Here is a 22,096-nt window from a genome sequence, read left to right on the forward strand (position 1 = left end):
AATTTTAAAATCTATTCTTCAATTTCGACAATATAGTATGGTTCATTTTGTTTTTTATTAAATATTCCAGGGTGTATGATAACTTCTTCATTATTAGTAATAGAGGTAAAATAAACAAGTAAATCAAAATCTGGATTAATGTTTTCTGTAGGTATCTTCGCAACGTAATCACTCCCATTCCAAATCATCTTTTTCATATTAAATGCTCCCAAAGTCATATTAGCCATTCTATAATGTACTCTTGGAATCTGAGATTCTTTGGTAAACTTTACGCTCTTAAAAATTACTTTTAAAGTATCTTTTAATTTAATCGTACTTGGAACAACCGCATCAAAATCATTACTAAATGAGATGTTGGTTTTTCCAAATTCTCGAATTTTATTTTGTTTAGCTTTTCCATTTAATTGAGTAATACTGTCTATATCTTTTTCAATTTCAACTAACCTAGCTTCCCATGTTCCGTTATCGTGTAAAAATAGCGGGGAAGAATAATATATTTTATTTGTTAAGTCTACAATAGTTTCCCAACTAGACTTTGCTTTTTCTAAATACTGAAGACTAAGCTTTAAGTATCCCTTGTCTTTTGTTTCTTCATAAAAAACGTAGTTCATTGATGCCATAATTTTTTCAGCATGATACATTGAAAGTGCAGATGTAATATTTAAATCTGTTACATTAGCTTGAAATTCTTTTTGAAATTCCTTTGGAATAGCTTCTGGATTAACTTTTGAAAGATTTACCAATATTTCATCTGCTAACTTTTTGTAATAATTTGCCAACTGAATTGGTGTTATCTTAGGCTGTATATTTTCACTTAATACATCTTTCACATAATCTTGAATGATATAAAACATTCCAGGGTCACCTGGTTCGGCAGATTGATAAGTTCTTTCTTTTTCTTTATGAAGCCAGTTGGCATTATGAGCAGAAAAAATTGCTCCTCCGCTTTCTATTTCAGCCCAATTGTAGTTTGCTGGATGATTTGTAAGATGCGAAGAGGTAATTAAGGGTAATACTTTTCCAGCTGCTGAATAAGCATTTAACACTAAAGGATAAATATCCCCATAATGTTGTTTAAAAGCTCTTTGCCAGACCTCTGGATTAGTTGTTGTTGAGTATCCTAATCTTCCAAACAATAAATACCAAGCCCAATACCGTTGGTCTTCACATTTATAATAAACCTTTGATTCATCTGAAAAAAGATTCCAAGTATTAGTCTTTCTAGCCATTGGAGGTGTAACTTGAAACCCTTTACTCCCACCAAAACTAGTAGATCTCGAAAATCGTTTTGTATAATCTGGATCTGCCCAAGTAAATATTCTATTAGTCCCTATTCCCCATAAACGATAAATAAAATCAAAACTGCGAGAATCGTCTAAAAAGTCAGCATACCCATAACGCTGACGTTTATCAAAATTATTTATCAAATCTAATTCTGCTTTTCGCATTTGCAGAGGTTGATAAGGAAGTCCTGTACCTTCCCATGTATATTTACTAGTTATAGAAAAATTAATTTTAGTTTTAGCTACCCATTCACGTATTTTAGGTGTTAGCCCTTTTGCTCTAACATCTAAAAATAATTGCCCATTTCTATCTTCGTGAGCTTTTGCTACAGCATAAATTATTTCTTTCCAAAATTCATCTGCTGTATTTCCAAAACCGCCAACTCCAGACTCATAATTAACACGAAGCTGAATACCATCAATTTCAGGAACTCTTTTTAACAATTCTCGCATACCCTTCGAACAATACTCAGTATACTCATTTACGGTTTCTGGCAATCCGTCAATAAGACTTTCACTTCTGCCATGTCCCCAAATTCCAAAAACAAACTCAAGTCCATAATGATGACTGATTTCCCCTATTCTTCTTAGTTGTTTTAAGTAATTTGCAGGTGTTTTATTTAAATCTTTCTTGATTTTTATGTTCTGAAATCCAGGAACTTGAAAAAAATAAGGATAAACAGGTATCATGAAGTCTTCTTTTTTTCCATCATTATAACCTGTAATGAGTGTTAACCTATTAAAACGGTTTTTTGCTAATTGCTTAATATAATACTGCCAAAATTCTTCAGAAAAAAACCACGCATCGTCATTGTCATCTTTTATAAATCGATCTAGGCCTCTCACTTTATTTTCAGGAGACTCTAAAGTGTCTTGCAAATTTTCTAAAGCTGACAATCCCTTGTCTTTAATTTGATCAGATAATTCATTTAAGGCATACATTAACCCAATTGAGTCACTTCCACCAACAACTAAAGTTGTTTTATTGTTAAAGTTAACTCTTTTATAAAATACAGTTTCTGGTGGAGCTTTTATAATGTTAGAGTTTTTACCGAGTAAATTCTTTATCAAATTATCTTTTGGCAAGCCTATAACTATAACTAATTCATCACTTACATTACCAAACTCTTCTCTTACAGAAAAATCTATTCCTGATTCTGTTAAAGCATTGAAAAATTCACGCTTACCAAAAGCAATAGGCTTATTAGCATTTTTTGAAGTATCAGTTCTGTCGACAATTACTATTTTATTATTTACTCCAAGTGGGTAAGAGTCTAATGATTGACTGTGGGTAAAAGAAATCAACAAAAGAAATACACTAAGTAAATAATAAAAATTATTGATAACTTTAGTCATAACTTATTAATCAACTCGACTTAAGAATTTGTAATTTGATAAAATTAGTTTTCTAAACAGAAAACTGTATCCTGTATTATCCTGATTTACTAAAATTCCACTAGTAAAACTATTTGGTAAATACCGGTTTTTTTTAATTACAAATAAATAAATCAGATTTTCTTTTTGAGTGCTAATAAACTACAATCTAATCTTTAGGCGAGAAGGAATACATAATCAAGCTCTATCAAAAAGTAAAACTACATTAAACTTAATTATCTAGATAAGTTAGTGTTGAATTAATAATTTATCTATTGAGTGGTAAAACTCCAAGTTTGTCCAATAGTAACTCCTCCATTCCCATCTTTTACAACTATTTTAAAATAGTAAGTTGAAGCTGCTGTTAAACTGGTAGAATTATATGTTGTTTCTGATTGATTTTCTGAGACTTTTGTTGTTGGATCACTATCTGTATCTAAATACACATCATAATTTAGTGCATCATTATCAAAATCATTTGCTGTCCAACTCAATGTGACACTTGTACCGCTTATTACTTCATCTTTATTTGGAGTCACCAATTCTGGAGCAAATGGCAGATGATTTGACACACCATCACCTTCAGTTAAAAATTGACTAACAGAGGAATACTCGCTTTCGTTTCCTTTATTATCTTTAGATTTTACTCTCCAATAAAACGATTTACCTTTATCTAGAGATATAACTCTTGAAGTGGATGAACTTGAAACATTGTGTGCTAAACTTGAAAAATCGTTTTCTTCAGATACTTCAACTTTGTATGTTATTACATTCCCTTCGGCATCTGAGGAGGCATTCCATTCAAAAACTACATTATTGTCAATACATAATGTGTTGTTTAATGGATAAACCTGAATTGGAACAGTGGGTGCAGTGTTTACTGGGTCTGGGTCTGAACCTGAATCATCGTCTCCTCCACTACTACAAGATAAAAAAATACTGGTGATAACTATTAAATATAAATATGACTTTTTCATGCTATTTTTTTATTAATTTAATAAATACTGGGCTTTCTAAGTTCACTTTAACAAAATAAACTCCATTAGGTTTATCTTTAATATTTAATTGTAACTTTCCAGCATTTAATTTGTAAATATTAACATCAATTAATTGAGAATGTATATTATAAATAGATATTTCAACAGTTTTTAAGTTATTAGGCATATAAATCTCAAACAATCCGTTTGAAGGATTGGGATATGCTTTAACATTCTCAAGTAAGTTTATTGTTTTTAACATTTCTCCTTGGCATGCATCCTTACTTTTTATTTGTAATTTATCACCATGACTTACATCAATTGAAAAGTTAGACAGAAATGTTTCCATTATTTGTTTTCCGTTTTTATAAACCGAATAAGGTGCTGCTCCAGATTCAACTGAAACTTGAACAGATTTCTTGACAACTGATATTTTACCAGTTAAAGAAACACCACCTTCTATATTAACTTGATAACACTGCTGAAAATCTTCTCCATCTACTATAATACATAAATCATAAACTCCTGGAGCCAAATCAGGAATCGTGTAAGCATCTGTAAAATTATAATTAACACCATTAATTGAAGCAATGTAGTTGAAGGTTGCATTGGCATTTATAATAACCGAACCATTGTTTTTTCCTGTGCAGGTTTCACCAATCGTTTCAATAGTAAAATTGTCAGCTGGTAATTCTAAAGGTCCTGGCACAATCTCAAAGGCAGTAATAGATGCAGAAGCAGTTTCCTGTCCTGCTAGCATATTAACCACATTAAATCGAATTTTTCGGGTAACAATAAGATCAAAATTAACAGTCTTCTCTGTACCTATTTCAGAATCTGTAACAAGTTCAGTCCACTGGTTGTTATCCCAATACTCAATTGTCCAATCTCTAATTCGAGTCGAAGCTTCTTTAAGGGTAATTCCTTCTACAGTTTTGCTGATACCGAAATCTAACATGAGCCACTCTCCAGCTCCAGCCCCGTTAGATTCCCAAAAAGTAGTATCATCTTTATCATTTGCCAATTTGGCCTCAGTACCTGTTTTGGAAGAGGACGCCGACATGTAGGCACTATATAAACGTAGCTGTAATTGTGCGTCGAATAAAGAATTTGGGTATACCTGCTGTCCGTGCAACTCATCTAAACCTTCATTTTGAAATCGTATGTTATTCTCTCCTGGACCAGGTTGGAAACCAATAAATAATGGATTGGGAAACGTATGGGTTCTACGCTGCGTTGTATTAGATATAAACCAAAAATCGTAAAGCCTACTTGTAAAATTAGCATCATGCTTAAAATTCCAAAATGTTAAATAAGGGCCACTATTTGGGTAAGATGTCTCTGCACCACCATTACCTAGAAGCTTCCCACCCTGAATATTATCCAATAAATTAGCATAAGGATGTGAGCCATGACAATCTATCGATTGATCAGGTTGCATAGGACAATTTGAAAAAACTGAACTTGTGGTGCTCCAACGCATACCTGGACCGTGATGCATTCCTTTCTTATTAGCATCAACCAGACCTTCATCTGCATTATCAAAACAATTTTCGAAAAGTACACCATAACTATATCTTGAGAAATAGCTAGTATGACCTCTTTTACCAGAAATGTCGATATTTTTAACTGTTACAGCCATACTTCTATCGATAAAAATATCTTCATTCCAATCTTTAAAATGGCAATCTTTAATCCATCCGTTAACAACATTTGTAAAGAACAAAGCTTGCCACGCATAATCTACTATGTCATTGGCATGGTGTACAAAGTTTTCTGGATAATCTTTCCAACCACTTGTAAATAATATATCTTCGACCCCAACCTCCTCTATAGTTTGAAAAGTTTTAAGTACTGTTGTAGAAGAAATCGGCATATTTAGCTGAACGGGATTCTTAAAAGTGACTGTATTGCCAGATATTTTGGTAATTATATGCTTTTCAAAAGGACGAATACCATCTCTATTTATAATGGTCCATCTTGTATTAGGAGTTAATCCAGGCATATTTGCCTCTAGATTATCTGTGGTTTTTTGAAATAAATCTACATATTGACCAACTGATAGGTTAGCAGTACTTGCAACCTGGACTTCAAAATCTCCCTTTTTTATCTCCGCGGTTACCTGCGTGATATCATTTGAATCTGTATTCGATGGTTTAAACATAAATCGGTAGTGTGTAGAACCACTTCCAAACTTATTTTCATTAAATTTATCTGTATATATCTCTGTACCTCCAACTCCTGTACCCGCACCTTTTAACACAATATTACTACCACTAATTACTATGGGTTGCGTTTTTGTGGTTTCACTTGAAACGATATACTTTCCTGCTGGAAAAAATACAACTGTTGGTTGATTACTAGCCTCTGCCGCATCAATAGCAGCTTGAATTGGTGCATCATCATAACCTGTATCATCTGGTATGGCTCCATAATCTGTTACACTTATCGTATTCCAACCAGATACATCTGGCAATTCTTTTTCAGAAAAGTGATAACCAGTATATGAAAAGTCGTTTAATGTTGCTTCTGCTAAATTTCCTGTTAGCTTTTTTTCTGCAAAATCTATCCAAGAAGGGGCTTCTGTATTTTGTGCATTAATATAACCCGCAATTAGAATTGCGAGATAAAATATTATTCTTTTGTTCATAGCGTTTCATTTTTCTTTGACGTTTTTTAACAAATGGAGTCACTATTGCATAAATTTAAAACAAAATATCCTTTAAACATGAAACAGCTTGATACTCATAGCATCAAACCGTTTCAATCATTGAAAAAAATACTTTACGTTTTATCTTTTTATAATTTTTTTTGTAAAAGAAAATGTTTCTCCATAAAACTTAACGAGGTATAATCCACTTGACAGTGAATTTGTCTCTATATTTATTGATAATGAGTTTATATTACTTCTACTTATCATTAATTCTCCTAGTACATTAAAAATTTCAATTTGGTTTACTTTCCCTTTTAACCCTTTGATTGTCATTTTATCATGTATTGGGTTAGAGATAAAAACAGAACTTTTTTCTAAATCATTCGTACTCAACGGTGGAGACAATCTCTCTAAAATCCATTGTGTTCTTGTAAAATTACTACCTGAATAACCTATGGCATCAGTATTATTGTTATAAACTAAATATCTAGCTGAACTTGTCAGCGGAGTGAGTATATTGTATATTGTTTCTCCACTTGATCCAGTCGATCCTGTATCAACAACAGACCAAACATTAGGGTTAGAAGTAGAAGGTGATCCAGAATAAGCAACTACAGGAATTTCTGAGGTACTATTGGCTCTCAAAATACCATCATTGGTATGTATTACAATATTGTATTCATCAGCTACCCCTGTAGAAACTAATGTAAATTTTGTAGCATCAGAATCAGTCGAAGTTGCCCTTATAGCTTTTGAACCATCATGTGACAAATAAACAGTGCCGTTAGTTGTAAAATTGTTTCTTAGCCTGTACTCACCAGCTCCAATAAATTGTGCATAAGTGTTAGTTACAATACAAAGTGTAATAACAAAAAGTGTAATTTTTTTCATAAAATATTTAGATTTAGTTTATAAATGATTTGGTATCAAAATTAAAGAAGAATCAGGGTAAAAATTTCCTGAAAAGGTAGACAAAGCTCCTTTTTTAAGCTATTACTGTAAGTATATTGAGTACAATAATGGTATTTGAAAAAAATTTCTGATAATAAGAGAAAACTATTATTCTTGAAAAGATTGCGCGTATTCTTTCGGTGTTTTTCCGAACTTACTCTTAAAAATTCTACTAAAATATTTCTGATCTTTAAAACCTACTTTATCACTAATTTGACCAATACTAACTTTGCCTTGCTCCAGAAGTATCGCAGCACGTTTCAATCTTATATATTGAATAAATTGTTTAGGTGTAAAATCTGTCCAAGCTTTTACTTTAATGAAAAGCACAGATTTACTAACACCTAATTCCTCACAAAAAAAAGGAATATCAAAATCTGAATTATTTATGTTTTTCTGCACTATTTCTAAAGCTTTTTTGTAGAGCTTTTCATCAAGAGATGACATTACCACATCTTCAGGTAACAATACCTGATTTGCTTTCATTTTTTGTTTTAATCGTTCAATAGATTTTAAAGCATTGGATATTCGTAATTTAAACTCTTGTATATTAAATGGCTTACTAATATAATCGTCTGCACCAAACTCAAGTCCTTCTAATTTGTAAACCAATGCTGAACGTGTAGTTAATAAAATTACAGGAATATGGCTTGTTCTTATATCGCCCTTAACTAAAGCACACAATTCCGTTCCACTTGTAACGGGCATAACTACATCACTAACTATAAGATTTACTTGCTCTACTATAGCTATTTTGTATCCTTCTTTTCCGTTTTCAGCCTCAAAAATATTGTAATTATTAGAGAGTAAATTACGCATAAAAGCCCTTAACTCTTTATTATCTTCAACTAATAGAATTGAAGCCTTATCATCTGATTGCGAAACATTAAGATATTTTTCGTTATCAAAGACAACTTCTTCAGACTTTAATTGGTTCCTATAAAGAGATATATCTTCACTATATGCAAAATCATTAACAATTTCATGATTTCCCAAATGCACTTTTCCTTTTAACAATTCAACAGAAAAAATTGAACCTAAATTACCAACATTACTTACTACACCAATGTTTCCTTTATGCAAATTAATTATACTCTTAACTATTGACAAACCAATACCAGTTCCTTTATTACTTTCATTGTTTGGTCTATTCTCTGAGACTTCAAAAAAACGTTCGAAAATTTTACTTCTATATTCCATAGGTATACCAACACCCGTATCACATACATGAACAATTACCTTATCTTGCTCTTCATTAATTTTAATACTAATCTCACCTCCATCATCAGTATATTTGAATGCATTAGAAATTAAGTTGTAAAACACACGTTCTAGCTTAGGCCTATCGAAATACAACTCAATATTATCAGATGACGAATGAAATGTATATTGGTAGTTTTTACCTTTTGCATACTCTGAAAACGATAGATATATTTCTTCCAAAAATGAAACAATATTACCTTCTGCTGCTTCCAACTTCATTAACTTATTTTCATATTTTCGAAAATCCATTAATCTATTTATAAGTTGTAGTAATTGGTTGGCACTACTTTCAACGACCTTAAGTTTTTTAAACATCTGACTACTGCCTCGGTAGTTTTCTAAAACTTGTTGTAGAGGTGCTAAAATAAGTGTTAATGGTGTTCTGAATTCATGTGAAATATTAGTAAAAAATTCCAGTTTAGATTTGTTTATTTTTTCAATCTCTTCTGCCCTAACATGCTCTAATTCAAGTTGATGCTTAAGCTTCGTTTTTGATTTTAAAACACTAAAAAGATAGTATATCACAGCGGAAGCAAATAAAAAATATAAACTGTAAGCCCACCATGTTGCCCATGGCGCTGGATTCACTTTTATTTGTAATATGGTTGGATTTTCGTTTACCACACCATCACTATTAATCCCTTTCACTTCAAAAGTATAATTACCAGGTTTTTGAATGGTGTAGGATGCCGTATTATTTGAAGTTCTTACCCAATCTATTTCTAAATCTCTTAAACGATACACGTAACTATTACCACCTGGATTAATAAAGTTTGGTGTAGCAAAAGACAAGGTGAAATTTCCTTGATTATAATCCAATTCTAGGCTCTCTGCATATGTAATTGTTCTTCCAAGAAACTCTTTCTCATAATCGTCGACCGTAGTTGAAGAATTACGAATTTTAAAATCTGTAATTATTACTTGAGGAGAATAGTCGTTTTTAGTTAGGTTGTTTTCATCAAAATATGTCACACCCGATGGTCCACCAAAATAGTACTTAGATTTACCAATTCGCAAACTAGCGTCTCGGTTAAATTGATTACTTGCAAGACCTTCCTTTTTAGTGTAATAAGCATCAATATTATCTGTATTTGGATTGTATTTTAAAATACCTTGAGTATATGTACTAATCCAAAACTTTCCATTTTCAGCTTCTAATATACTTCTTATACCATTAATCTCAATATCACTTACTTTTAAGCCAACAGGTATAAATTGATTGTTTTCAAATTTAAAAAGTCCATCTTCAAAAGTCCCTATCCATAAAACGCCTTTACTGTCTTCAAAAATGGTATTTATTTCGAATTTTACTTTTAAATCCGTATTATAAATATAGTTTGTAATGTCTCCATTTGGAGAAATTCTATTTAAACCTCTAATCGTTCCAACCCAAATATTCTTTGCTTTGTCTACTTTTATAGTTTTAACATTATTATTCGTTATACTATAAGGTTTTGAAATTGTACTGATAACTTTAAATACATTCTTCTTTATGCTATATTTAATTAAACCTTTGTAATTTGTACCAATAAAAATGGTATCACTATCATATTGTACAATAGATAATACACCTACGTTATCTAAAAAACGAATTAGTGTGTTAGAAAAAGGTAATTTCTCAAATACTTTTGTTTTAAGATTATATATAGCAATTCCATTTGTAAATGTACCAACCCAAAGTTTGTTATTACTTGTTACACAAAGTGATTTAATATTATCACTTTTAAGCGCAGCTGAATTTTTGGTGTTAATATGCTGGATTGTGTTAGTATTTTGATTTAAAATGGAAATCCCTCCTCCCTCGGTACCGAAAAAAAGTTGATTCCTCCAATTTACAATTGAACTTACCACTTTGAAACTAAGCCCTACTTCAGAAGATTTCTGGGTGATGTTGATAAAGTTCTTATTAAAATTGCTACAAATGTTAATCCCTCCATAATATGTACCAACCCAAATGGTTCCAACATTGTCTTTAAATAGGGTTTTAATAAAATTATCGTTTATAGACTTATCATCGTTATCATCATTATATAGCGCTAAAATATTTTTTTTACTATTAGCTATTTGAAGTCCGTTATAAGTAGCTATCCATAAAACTCCATTGTCGTCGTAAAGTAATTTCCTAACATTTTTGTCTTTAGCTTTCAACAGAGTCTCGTCAAAATAAGGCTGAATTGTCTTTTCCGAAATATTATACTCTAAAACACTATTTTTTTGGGTTCCAATCAAGATCCTACCATCAGTACTTTCAATCATATCTTGAATAAGCAATCCTTCTGTTCCTTCAATAGGTTTAAATTGACGGTTACCATCTTCTTTATTCACCAACTTAAGAATACCTTTAGTAGTACCGATAAAAACAATTCCTGTACTAGTTTCTAAAATAGATATTATATTGTTTTTTTCAAGAATTGGCTGAAAAGTATCTTTTTTTTCGTCATATATGGAAATTCCATTTGAAGAGCCTATCCATATTTCTTGATTAGACATTTGCTTCACCACCTTAATCATATTACTTCCTAAAAAGTTGCCATTCCTATTTATAAAATATGTTTGAAAAGCATTTTTTTTAGGATCATATCTATTTAATCCAAAAGATGTTCCTACCCAAATAAATCCATTTTTATCTTCCTCAATACAAAGAATCCCATTATTACTTATTGATGATGGATTATCTTTTTTATGTCTATATAACTTGAATTCTTCACCATCATATTTATTTAAACCATCTCTAGTTCCAATCCAGATTTGTCCTAACCTATCTTGATGTATAGCCACAACTGAATTTTGAGATAACCCATCAGCATCAGTTATATGGCTAAACTTGTAAACGTCACTTTGGGCTGTACCTAATCTTACTAAAAGAAATGTAATAATAAAAATGAGATATTTAGACATCCGATAATTAAAGTTATTAATAATATAAAATTAAGTCAAAATAAAAAAATCGAGAACCATAAGCCCTCGATTTTTATATTTTATTACCAAAGTGAAGTTTTCACTTAGGTTAATCTAACTTCAAAATCTCACTCCCTGCCATTAAAAAGGCGCCTGTTCCAAAATTTTGCCAAGAATCTGCAGATGCTGGCTCAGGAAATGCACCAATATTTTGCACCCAACCTACACGACCATCTTCATGCTGGCATTTTGCAATAGCATTCCAAGCTTTTTTAACTGCTGACGTATGTTTTTTGTCCACTAAACCGTTATTAATACCCCAAGCTAAAGCAAAGGTATGGAACCCACTACCACTTACTTCTCCGTGATTGTATGATTCTGGACTTAATAAACTAGTTCTCCACAACCCGTCTTCTGGTTGAATGGCTAACATTTTAGCAGCCATTTCTTTATATAGTTTTTCGTAAAACGGTCGGTGCTCGTAGTCTTCAGACATATCATCCAGAATCAAAGCTAGACCAGCTATAACCCAACCATTTCCTCTAGACCAAAATACTTTTTTACCATTTGGCTCTTTGCTATCTTTATCCTTGCCTTGCCATACAAAACGCATATCTCTTGCAAACAACTGCTCTTCCTCATCATATAATTTATTATAAGTTTGCATATAAAATTTATGCATCTCTTCTAAATACTTAGGTTGCTCTGTGTGTTTTGCATATAAATTTAAAACTGGCGGCGCCATAAATAAGGCATCACACCACCACCATAAAATATCTTTTCCTTCTTTACCAGGATTTTTACCCGATTTCCAGCTGTCATCTTCATATAAATGTGCATCCAAGAATTTTTTTGTAGGCTCTAAGTCTACAAAATTTCTTCTTTTCTCATTCCTATCAATATATATATAGCTATATGAGATGGCAACATCATCAGCGTGATGTAAACGTTTATAGGTTTGCCAATTATTCCAATAAGCTTGATTCTTAAGAGCAGCCATGTACATCATATTTTTGGTTGCTTTGTGCGCTCTAGCAACCCCTACGTAATAAGCCCCAGCTGTCCAATCGGTAGGTGCAATGGCAAAAATAGGGTGCGCTTCTTGCCATTCTAAAGCTTTTTCCATCGCCGCCTTTACTTGGGCTTTATCAATATCTTTAACCTCTGTTGCTTTTTGAGCTGTTGAACAATTAAATAGTAGTACAATTGCGAAAAGTGATAAAATTGTTTTATTCATTATATCTTATTTTTTTAGTTTGAATGTAGTTTCTAAATATTCTTTTGAAGAGGTACCCACCATTACTGTATAGTCTCCAGCTTCTAAAACTTTTTCCATTGAAATGCCTGTAAACTCCAACATTTTTGGTGTTATGGTGAAAGAAACGGTTTTACTTTCTCCAGCGTCTAGTTCTATTTTATCAAAACCTTTTAATTCTTTATCTGGTCGTGTTACAGAGCCTATTTCATCTTTAAGATAGAGTTGCACCACTTCTTTAGCTTTCATGCTACCATTGTTGGTTACTTTTACGCTAACCTCCAATTCTGTATCTGGTGTGATTTCAGCATTTGAAATTGTAATATCTGAATATTTGAAATCGCCATAACTTAACCCATGACCAAAAGGATATAACGGCCCTTTATCCAAGAATAAATATTCTTTTTTGTAGTTGATTTCTTTCATGCTATAATGGTATGGCAATTGCCCAATAGATCTTGGAATTGTTACAGGTGATTTACCTGATGGCGATACTTCCCCAAATATAATTTTTGCAGTAGATTCGTCTCCAAACTCACTTAAATCCCAAACATCTAAAATAGCATCTGCTTGTTCTGCTATTACATTAATAGCCAAAGTTCTTCTATGCTTTAAAACAACAATTACTGGTTTACCTAAAGCCTTAATTTTTTCTAAGAGTTCATCTTGAGGACCAACAGGATCGATAGTTGCTCTATCTCCCAATGTACTATTACTAAAATAAGCTTCTTTAGCTGTGTACTCGTCTCCTCCTAAAAATAAGATAGTTACATCGGCAGACCTTGCTTTATTTACCAAACTAGCAATGGCTTTTGGATCTCTTTCTAAAAGTTCTGGAGCACCGCCTTTTTGATTCGTTAATTGAAATCCTTTTTCAGCAATGAATTTCACATTAGAACCCGCAACTGATTCAAACATTTCTTTTGTGTTTCCTTTTAATAAAGGTCCTAACAAGGCTACTTTTGAAGATTTATCTTTTGATAATGGTAATGCGTTAGCTTCATTTTTTAATAGAATGATAGATTCTAAATCTGATTCTTTTGCCAATTCTAAAGAAGAAGCAGCTCTGTTTCCTTTTTCTACATCTTCAATGTTGATATAAGGATTATCAAAAAGCCCTAGAATGAATTTTGTTCTTAAAACACGTCTTACCGATCTATCTATTAATTTTTCAAGTTCTGGGTTTTTCTTTACGATTTCTGGTAAGTAAGCATAAGAATCTTCAGCATATAAATCAATATCTATTCCTGCTTCTAAGCCCATTTGAGCTGCAGCTTCTGGAGACTCCGCCACATTCATAAAATAAAATAATCGTGCAATATCATTTGAATCTGAAACTACGTAACCTTCAAATCCCCATTGGTCACGAAGTACACCAGTTAATAATTCTGGATTACCATGACTTGCCACACCGTTTAAATCGCCATGTGATGCCATAATCCCTAACGTTTTTGCTTCTTTTACTGCTGCTTCAAAAGGTGGATAAATTTCATCAATTAATGTTCTTTCAGAAATTTCGATTGCGGCAAAGTTTGAACCTCCCAATACTTGCCCATAACCCGCAAAGTGTTTAGCTACAGCACCAATATGTGTTCCATTTCCTAAGCCTTCGTAATTACCTTGTACGCCAATTATGGCATTTTTAACCATCTGTGTTGTTAAATAGGTGTCTTCTCCAAACGCCTCACTCATACGTCCAAAACGTGGATCACGCACCACATCAGCTTCTGGTGAATGACACATATGCATTCCTCTTAATCTTGCTTCTCTACCAACAATATCCCATTGGCGTTGTACCAATTCTGAGTTAAACGATGCTGCCGATGTCATTGGGCGTCCAAATCGCGTACAACCTTCTGCGTCAACGCCATTATAAGATTCGGTAACAAATAACGCTGGAATCCCCCAACGGTTATTTTCAATAATATACTTTTGAAGCTCGTTATTCATTTTAGCAGCAGCAACAGCATCAATATGTTCTCCTGGATTTTTAATTCCTGCAATACCTAACTTTAATTTTTCTACAACTTTTTCAGAAAGCTTTAAGTTACCATTTGCATCTGGCTTTGTACCAATATTGGCATGAAAAATACGCATCTGTGCTACTTTTTCTTCAAGTGACAACTTTGGCAATAAGGCTTCTACACGCTCATCAATTGATAATGACGCATCTTTATAATCTGCAGAACCAGATTCTTTTGTATTACATGATGCCACAATTAATAATACGGCTATAAAAAATAATTTTTTCATTAGTTTTTAATTATTTGTTTAATTGTTAGTTTTAAATTTGAATCGGTTTAGTTTGAAAAATTGTTGATTTGTATTTTTAAATACAAAGCACAACGACTGATTATCTTTTAAATTTTTAGTTTTAAAATTTCTTTTTTGAAAGGTATAAATTTCATTTTTAGGCACATTACAAGTAAACAAGAGCATTCCTTTAGCATCATTTTCTCTCACTTCAATTTGTAGTGCTTCTTTTGCGATAACTTCTAATTCTAAAGTAGCTTCGTTACTTAAATTCTTAATATTTGGATACATAACATAACTTAAGCCTTCCGTTGGTTCTATTGAAAATCCGCCTTTGGTATTTTCAACTTTTGCTACATTATTAGATTTGAAATAATCTTCAGCTTCAATACTCTCATTTGCATTATAATTGCCTACACCAACACCATCAACTCTTATCATTGCCATTTCACCATTAGCTTTATAATGCACGTAGCTTATAAAACTATCTCTAAAATAACGATTTCCAGTTTGACTGATATCACAATACACATAATACCATTGGTTATGCCACTCGAAAAAACTACCGTGGCGGCCTTGTAAAAATCCGTTAGGCCATGTTGGAGCTTCATATCCTTTAGCAAAACTTTCTTCTTTTATTACAGTGTCTTTATAATCGTAGGGTCCATAAACATCATCTGACATGGCATAAAAACAACCCCAAGACAAATAGTATTTACCATTGTATTTATGCACAAAAGGCTTATCATCCGTTGGCATTTTTGTATTGCTTCCATCAGGATTGTAAGGTCCTCTCGGGTTATTTATTGTTATTTTTTTTGGTGCTTCAGCTAAACTTATCATATCATCATTAAGCTTTGCTATATAATAATCCCAAACTCCAAAAATGATATAGTGCGTGCCGTTATCCTCAAAAATTGCCATGTCGTATTCATGAGTTGGTGTTAAACTACTATCTAGTAAGGGTTTTGCTAAAACGTCTTCCCAAGGCCCAACTGGTGTATCGCCTACTACAATGCCTGATTGTTCATTCCCTTCGGAAAAACACCAATAATATTTTCCGTTTTTATAGCCTACATCTGTGGCCCAACATCTGGTAAAATCTTTACCTATGTATGTGTCTTTTGGGTTTAACACGCTACGTTTTGTCCAATTTACTAAGTCTGGTGATGACCAAATCCACCAATCTTCCATGATGAATTTATCATTATTTATAGACTTATCATGTGATGCGTAAACGTATGCAGTATCATTAAAAATATGAATGTGCGGATCGTTCAATCCTTTATTTGGCACTATTGGGTTTTGAGCATAAGAAGACACTACAAATCCAAATAATATAATTTTAAATAGCTGTTTATTCATTTCCTTAAACACACTTTTCTATTTACATGTTATTTCGCTGAAGTTAGCAACTTTGGCCTGTTCTAGTGTTCTGTCTGTTTTAAATAGTACAAATTGATCTATGGCGTGAGATCTTGAACGCCCAGAAATTTCAACATCGTAAGTTCCTGCACTATCAAAGGTTACAAAAACGTCATACGGATCATTATCATTTGTTGATGATCTCCAGAACCACTCTCCTAATCTATTCATATATATTTTAAACCATCCATCTTTACTAGACCCTTCAGGATTTGGTGTTTTACCCGAACCTTTAGGATATACCCGTTGCCCAGTATTTAACTTCTCTCCATAAAAATCGTCTCCCTTAATTCTTAACCAAGAATCATTATGTTCTGTATTACTATTACCAGTGGTTATTCTAGAATTCCAAACAAACTGATAGGTACCTGGTGTATTTATTTTTATAGAAAACTTAATTAATCCCTGTCCTGGGTTATTAAAATTATCAGCTCCTGTCCAAACCAAATATCCATTACCTTTAAAGCCTGCTAAAGCTCTTGCTTCTGTCCATCCATTAGCTGTACTACTGAGATTCTCAATATCTACGCGTACTAGCCCATCTTTTTCAATAAATAATTTACCTGTTGCACATACTGTCTCATTGTCTTCTTTTTTTTCTTCCTCTTTAATTATCTGCTCTTCATCATCAGAAGCATCATTTGAACACGATGTTAAAAACAAACTACTTATTGAACATAAAATAACAAAAACTAAAAACGTTGACTTCCTAGTTGTTTTTACCATAATTAGCACTAAATTAATGCAATATTTAAAAAAATAAAGATAGTATTTGATACACTCAGGGCTATCCTGTACTGTGTGGTACAGCGTCTATCAGATGATTAAGTTTATTATAAAAAAACAATTAACTTTGTTACATCTGCTTAAAATATTTTTTATTGAAAACACTACTTACTGCATGTATTTTAACATTTAGTTTTAGCTTATCAGGATTTAGTTACAATAACCTAGATTCTTTATTAGTTGAACTTGAGCGCACTATGAGTAAGAGAGCTGTTTTTGATAATGCTAAAAAGTTAAGAATTGAAAATTTAGAAAAACTACTTAAAGAAAGCGATTCTACTTCACTCCAAAATAATTATTTTTTGGTTAGTGAAATCATTAAGGAGTATGAAAAATATAGTTTTGATAAAGCGCTAATTTTTATTGAAAAAGGCTTAAATATTGCCAACACACTTAATGACGATAATTTAAAAAAAGAATCTCAATTAAAATTAGCAAAATTATTAGTTACTTCTGGAAGATACAAAGAAGCTATAGATGTTTTACATGAAATAGAAAGACATCTACTACCAAAAAAACTCTTAGATTTATACTATTACAATTATAAAGAAGCGTATTCTGGATTAAGTTTTTATACAACTGTGAGCAACAGTAAACAAAGCTATTCAAAACTTTATAAAGTATACCAAGATTCTTTGCAACAACAATTGGCACCTAACTCTAACGAATCGTTAGCTTTAATTGAAAAGGAATTTAGAGACAATAGAGAAATTGAAAAAGCATTAGAAATTAATTCTAAAAGATTATCAAAAGTTGCATTAGGCACTCCAAACTATTCACTAATTACCTTTGAAAGGTCTTTACTATATGGGCTAAACAGTAATACTAATGAACAAAAAAAGTTTTTGATACTTTCTGCAATTTCTGATATAAAAGCATCAGTAAAAGACAATGCATCCCTTACAGAATTAGCCATGATTTTATTTGATGAAGGGAATATAGAAAGTGCTCATGATTTTATTGATTTTTCTGTTGAAGATGCCGAAATGTATAACTCTAGACTACGTTTTGTAAACATATCAAACAAATTTTCTGTGATATCAAAAGCTTATGAAGAAAAAAATCTAGAGCAACAAAATGAATTAAAAAAGCTACTTGTTTTTATTAGCATACTAGTTTTGTTTTTAGTTTTAACTATTATATATATATACCAACAAATTAAAAAGCTATCTGCGGCTCGTAAAGAATTAAAAAAAGCTAATGATCAACTTTTAAGCTTAAACGAAAAATTAAGTTTTACTAATTCAGATTTAAACAGATTATATAGCGAACTCTCTGACATAGATAGAATAAAGGAACAATATATTGGCACCTTTTTAAATCTTTATTCTGATTATATAAATAAACTTGATACCTATAGAAAAATGGTAAGAAAGTATATTGTTTCAAACAAAACAAAAGCATTGTTAGAACTCACCAAATCAAAACAACTTATTGATAACGAACTTAATCTATTCTATGAAAATTTCGACAAATCTTTCTTACACATATACCCTAACTTTGTTAATGAAGTTAATAATCTTCTTAAAGAAGATCAGCAAATTATATTAAAAGAAGAAGAAAGTTTAAATACGGAATTGAGAATATTAGCACTAATTAGATTAGGAATAACAAATAGTGCAAAGATTTCAAAAATTTTACGTTATTCAGTTAATACTATATACAATTATAGAGTAAGGGTAAAGAATAACGCAAAACAAAGAAACACCTTTGAAGATGAAGTTAAAAAAATAACATAGATAATACCAAATACTTAAATAAAGTATCTTTTTTATTCATAAAAAGCAAAAAGCATCTAATAAAAACTATAAAAATACTACTTTTTTATATTGATAATTAATAATTAAATATTTAATTATCAATTATTTAAATGTTTTATACATCTTAATAAATCCACTTTTTTAATACTAGGTGTTGTAATACACAGGTATCACGTTGTAATTTTGTTGAGATAGATTAATGAAGTCTTCACTTATAATAGAGTATGGCTTTCTATCTTATACAACCACTAACTAAATAAATAATGATTAAAGCTAAGAAAATAATTTTTCTCGTTTTTCTTGTACCATTAATTTCATTGGCTCAAGAAAGAACAATTAAGGGACAAGTTACCGATACAAATGGACAACCTATTCCAGGTGTAACGGTTCTTTTAAAAAACACTTCCTACGGAACTTCTACTGATTTTGATGGTTACTACCAATTAACAACTGAAATAAATTCGAAGACAACTTTAGTCTTTAGTTATGTAGGTATGACAACTATTGAAGAAATCATTAATAGTAGAACCACTGTTAATGTAGTTTTAGAAGAAAGCGCAGAAGCTTTAGAAGAGATTGTAGTTGTTGGTTATGGCGCCCAACAAAAGCGTGATATAACTGGTTCGGTTGCACAAATAAAATCTGAAGTACTCGAGCAGCGATCTAATGCTCAAATTGGCTCACTTCTACAAGGTCAGGCTACTGGAGTAGAGGTTTTGGCTAATTCTGGCAAACCGTCTGCTGGACTCAGTATAAGAATTCGAGGCACAAATTCAATAACTTCTGGTAGTGAACCTTTATATGTAGTTGATGGTGTACCTACAACAGATACACGTTCTATTAATCCTGCAGATATAGATGCTATTTCAGTTCTTAAGGATGCATCATCCGCAGCTATTTATGGAGCACAAGGCGCTAACGGCGTAGTGTTAATTACTACAAAACGAGGTACAACTGAAAAAGCAAAATTTACTTTTGACACCTATCTTGGCATATCACAAGCTTGGAACACACTACCAGTTTTAAACGGAGAACAATACCGAGATTTAATGACAGAGCTTGGACAAACTACTGATTGGGATCGATTCAATAGCAATACAGATTGGCAGCAAGAAATTTTTCAAAATGGACTATCTCACAACTACCAACTAGCGATGTCTGGCAGAAATAATGGCACCAATTATTATGTATCTGCAGGCTACATAAATCAAGAAGGGATCGTAAAAAGTTCTGAGCTTGAGCGATATAATTTTAAGATAAATTTTGATCAAGAAGTTAATGATTGGCTAAAAGTAGGTACAAGAATTGCTTACACGCAATATCGTGATGTAGATGTTAACGACAATAATGCTGTTAACCAAGGAGGTGTTTTACTTGGTGCGCTTACCACACCATCGGTTATTGGAATTTTTAATGAAGATGGCTCATTTACAAGTAATCCATTTCAAAACTGGGAAAACCCATTAGCATCTACCGATGGTTTAGAAAGGGAGTTTAATAGTCAAAGATTTCTGGGAAATATATACTTTGAAGTAAAACTATTAAAACACTTTAAATTCAAAACAAACTTTGGTGTTGATAATAGTAATGGCGTGTTTGATTCATTTCTAGACCCCTTTAGAACAGGGTTTGGTTCTGCTTTAGGCGGTCGTGCTATAAATACCACCAACAAAAGTTCTTATTACATTTTTGAGAATACCTTATCGTATAACAACGAGATAAAAAACCACAAAATTGAAGCCTTAATTGGTTCTGTTAACCAAAAAAACAAGTTTGAGAATAGTGCTATTGAAACACGAAATTTTGCAAGTGCGACAGTAACTACTCCAAACGGTGGTTCAGAAATATTTAATGCAACAGCAGATAAAGCTGAAAAAGCTAACTCATCATTTTTAGGGCGTTTAAATTACAGCTATGATGATAAGTACTTAGTTACTGCAAACTTTAGAGCAGATGGCTCTAGTGTTTTTGGCCCTGATAAACGTTGGGGATATTTCCCTTCGTTTTCTCTTGGTTGGAGAATTTCAAAAGAATCTTTTCTAAAAAATTCAGAAGTATTAAGCGATATGAAACTTCGTGCAGGCTGGGGTATCGTTGGTAATGACCAAATTCAAAACTATGCCTTTTTTGGTCGTGTAGGTTCTGGTGCAAATTACCCTATTGGCGGTACAATTCAACCCGGAACATTTCCATCCTCCATTGAAAATTTAGAATTAAAATGGGAGGAATCTAACCAAACTAATGTTGGTATTGATGTATCATTATTTAATAGTAAAATCAATCTAACTGCTGATGCTTACATAAAAAGAACAAAAGATTTATTGTATAACGCACCACTACCAAATGCAACAGGCTTTACAAGTGCTATTCAAAACATTGGTGAATTAGAAAATAAAGGAATTGAATTTGCTATCAATAGTGAAAATATTAGTAATGAAAATTTTAATTGGAATTCTAATTTTAATATTTCATTCAATAGAAATGAAATAACTAGCCTTGTAGATTCTGATGTTTTTGAAGGTGGTATTGCTGGCGGCCGTGGAGAAGCTGCATTAATAAGAGAAGGCGAACCTTTAGGTATACTCTTTGGATATATTTACGGCGGTGTAGACCCACAGACAGGTAACGCATTTTACATTGATAGAAATGGAGCATCTACGTTTTCTCCATCTGCTGATGACAGAGTAATAATTGGCGATGCTAATCCAGATTTCACATATTCAGCTACTAATAACTTTAGGTATAAAAACTTCAATCTAATGATATACTTACAAGGATCTTATGGTAATGATATGTTGAATGCAACACGAATAGAAACCGAAGGTCTTATTGATCCAAAAAATCAATCTACTTCTGTACTTAATAGATGGAGACAACCTGGAGATATTACCACCATACCTAGAGCTGTATTTGGGAATTCTGATAACTCTAGAGTATCTACTAGGTTTATAGAAGATGCATCGTATTTAAGAGTTAAAGCTGTTACACTTGGCTATTCATTCTCTAAAAGAGCTTTAGAAAAAATAAATATAAGTGCATTACGATTGTATGTTACTGGCGAAAACCTATTAACATTTACAAATTATTCAGGCTTTGACCCTGAAGTAAATGCCTTTGGTGGCAGTAACACAGTAAGAGGTATCGATTTTGGTACATATCCACAAGCTAGAACAACCATTTTTGGTTTAAGCGTAACATTTTAAGTAAAAAAATATAAC

The 22,096-nt window shown here is 32.0% G+C and carries 11 protein-coding genes; 2 read left to right on the forward strand and 9 right to left on the reverse strand.

The annotated features are described in order from the left end of the window. Window positions 1-11: 11 nt before the first annotated feature. From ABD939_RS01195 to ABD939_RS01235, 9 genes are all read right to left on the reverse strand, one after another. Window positions 12-2,639 (reverse strand): hypothetical protein, encoded by a 2,628-nt coding sequence (locus ABD939_RS01195; protein ID WP_345163529.1) that lies wholly within the window; start codon window positions 2,637-2,639, stop codon window positions 12-14. 290 nt (window positions 2,640-2,929) lie between these two features. Continuing rightward, a complete protein-coding gene (locus ABD939_RS01200) occupies window positions 2,930-3,634 on the reverse strand; it encodes a fibronectin type III domain-containing protein (RefSeq protein WP_345163532.1) in 705 nt (234 codons plus the stop codon). Window position 3,635: 1 nt separating this feature from the next. Next, window positions 3,636-6,284: a DUF4955 domain-containing protein gene (locus ABD939_RS01205; RefSeq protein ID WP_345163534.1), complete on the reverse strand. Its 2,649-nt coding sequence runs from the start codon at window positions 6,282-6,284 to the stop codon at window positions 3,636-3,638. 141 nt (window positions 6,285-6,425) lie between these two features. Continuing rightward, on the reverse strand, window positions 6,426-7,178 hold the full coding sequence (locus ABD939_RS01210; RefSeq protein WP_345163537.1) for a T9SS type A sorting domain-containing protein: 753 nt from the start codon (window positions 7,176-7,178) through the stop codon (window positions 6,426-6,428). A 168-nt stretch (window positions 7,179-7,346) separates the two neighbouring features. Next, complete coding sequence (locus tag ABD939_RS01215) at window positions 7,347-11,399, reverse strand: two-component regulator propeller domain-containing protein (protein WP_345163540.1); 4,053 nt, start codon at window positions 11,397-11,399, stop codon at window positions 7,347-7,349. A gap of 109 nt (window positions 11,400-11,508) precedes the next feature. Next, window positions 11,509-12,636, reverse strand: coding sequence for a glycoside hydrolase family 88/105 protein (locus ABD939_RS01220; RefSeq protein ID WP_345163544.1), 1,128 nt, complete (start codon window positions 12,634-12,636; stop codon window positions 11,509-11,511). Window positions 12,637-12,642: 6 nt separating this feature from the next. Next, complete coding sequence (locus ABD939_RS01225; RefSeq protein ID WP_345163547.1) at window positions 12,643-14,907, reverse strand: glycoside hydrolase family 3 N-terminal domain-containing protein; 2,265 nt, start codon at window positions 14,905-14,907, stop codon at window positions 12,643-12,645. Window positions 14,908-14,925: 18 nt separating this feature from the next. Continuing rightward, window positions 14,926-16,272 (reverse strand): family 43 glycosylhydrolase, encoded by a 1,347-nt coding sequence (locus tag ABD939_RS01230; RefSeq protein ID WP_345163550.1) that lies wholly within the window; start codon window positions 16,270-16,272, stop codon window positions 14,926-14,928. Between the two features lie 18 nt (window positions 16,273-16,290). Continuing rightward, on the reverse strand, window positions 16,291-17,058 hold the full coding sequence (locus ABD939_RS01235) for a hypothetical protein (protein ID WP_345163552.1): 768 nt from the start codon (window positions 17,056-17,058) through the stop codon (window positions 16,291-16,293). Between the two features lie 155 nt (window positions 17,059-17,213). Here ABD939_RS01235 and ABD939_RS01240 point away from each other — a divergent pair, with 155 nt between their 5' ends. Continuing rightward, window positions 17,214-18,857 (forward strand): DUF6377 domain-containing protein, encoded by a 1,644-nt coding sequence (locus ABD939_RS01240; RefSeq protein WP_345163555.1) that lies wholly within the window; start codon window positions 17,214-17,216, stop codon window positions 18,855-18,857. A gap of 284 nt (window positions 18,858-19,141) precedes the next feature. After that, the gene (locus ABD939_RS01245) at window positions 19,142-22,081 is read left to right on the forward strand and encodes a SusC/RagA family TonB-linked outer membrane protein (RefSeq protein ID WP_345163558.1); all 2,940 of its coding nucleotides are present in this window, start codon (window positions 19,142-19,144) and stop codon (window positions 22,079-22,081) included. Window positions 22,082-22,096: the final 15 nt, after the last annotated feature.

This window comes from Algibacter aquimarinus (genome assembly GCF_039543265.1).
Lineage (GTDB): Bacteria > Bacteroidota > Bacteroidia > Flavobacteriales > Flavobacteriaceae > Algibacter_B > Algibacter_B aquimarinus.

Coding starts and splice junctions, on each gene's coding strand:
- ABD939_RS01195 (WP_345163529.1), bottom strand. CDS start 2,639: ATGACTAAAGTTATCAATAATTTTTATTATTTACTTAGTGTATTTCTT.
- ABD939_RS01200 (WP_345163532.1), bottom strand. CDS start 3,634: ATGAAAAAGTCATATTTATATTTAATAGTTATCACCAGTATTTTTTTA.
- ABD939_RS01205 (WP_345163534.1), bottom strand. CDS start 6,284: ATGAACAAAAGAATAATATTTTATCTCGCAATTCTAATTGCGGGTTAT.
- ABD939_RS01210 (WP_345163537.1), bottom strand. CDS start 7,178: ATGAAAAAAATTACACTTTTTGTTATTACACTTTGTATTGTAACTAAC.
- ABD939_RS01215 (WP_345163540.1), bottom strand. CDS start 11,399: ATGTCTAAATATCTCATTTTTATTATTACATTTCTTTTAGTAAGATTA.
- ABD939_RS01220 (WP_345163544.1), bottom strand. CDS start 12,636: ATGAATAAAACAATTTTATCACTTTTCGCAATTGTACTACTATTTAAT.
- ABD939_RS01225 (WP_345163547.1), bottom strand. CDS start 14,907: ATGAAAAAATTATTTTTTATAGCCGTATTATTAATTGTGGCATCATGT.
- ABD939_RS01230 (WP_345163550.1), bottom strand. CDS start 16,272: ATGAATAAACAGCTATTTAAAATTATATTATTTGGATTTGTAGTGTCT.
- ABD939_RS01235 (WP_345163552.1), bottom strand. CDS start 17,058: ATGGTAAAAACAACTAGGAAGTCAACGTTTTTAGTTTTTGTTATTTTA.
- ABD939_RS01245 (WP_345163558.1), top strand. CDS start 19,142: ATGATTAAAGCTAAGAAAATAATTTTTCTCGTTTTTCTTGTACCATTA.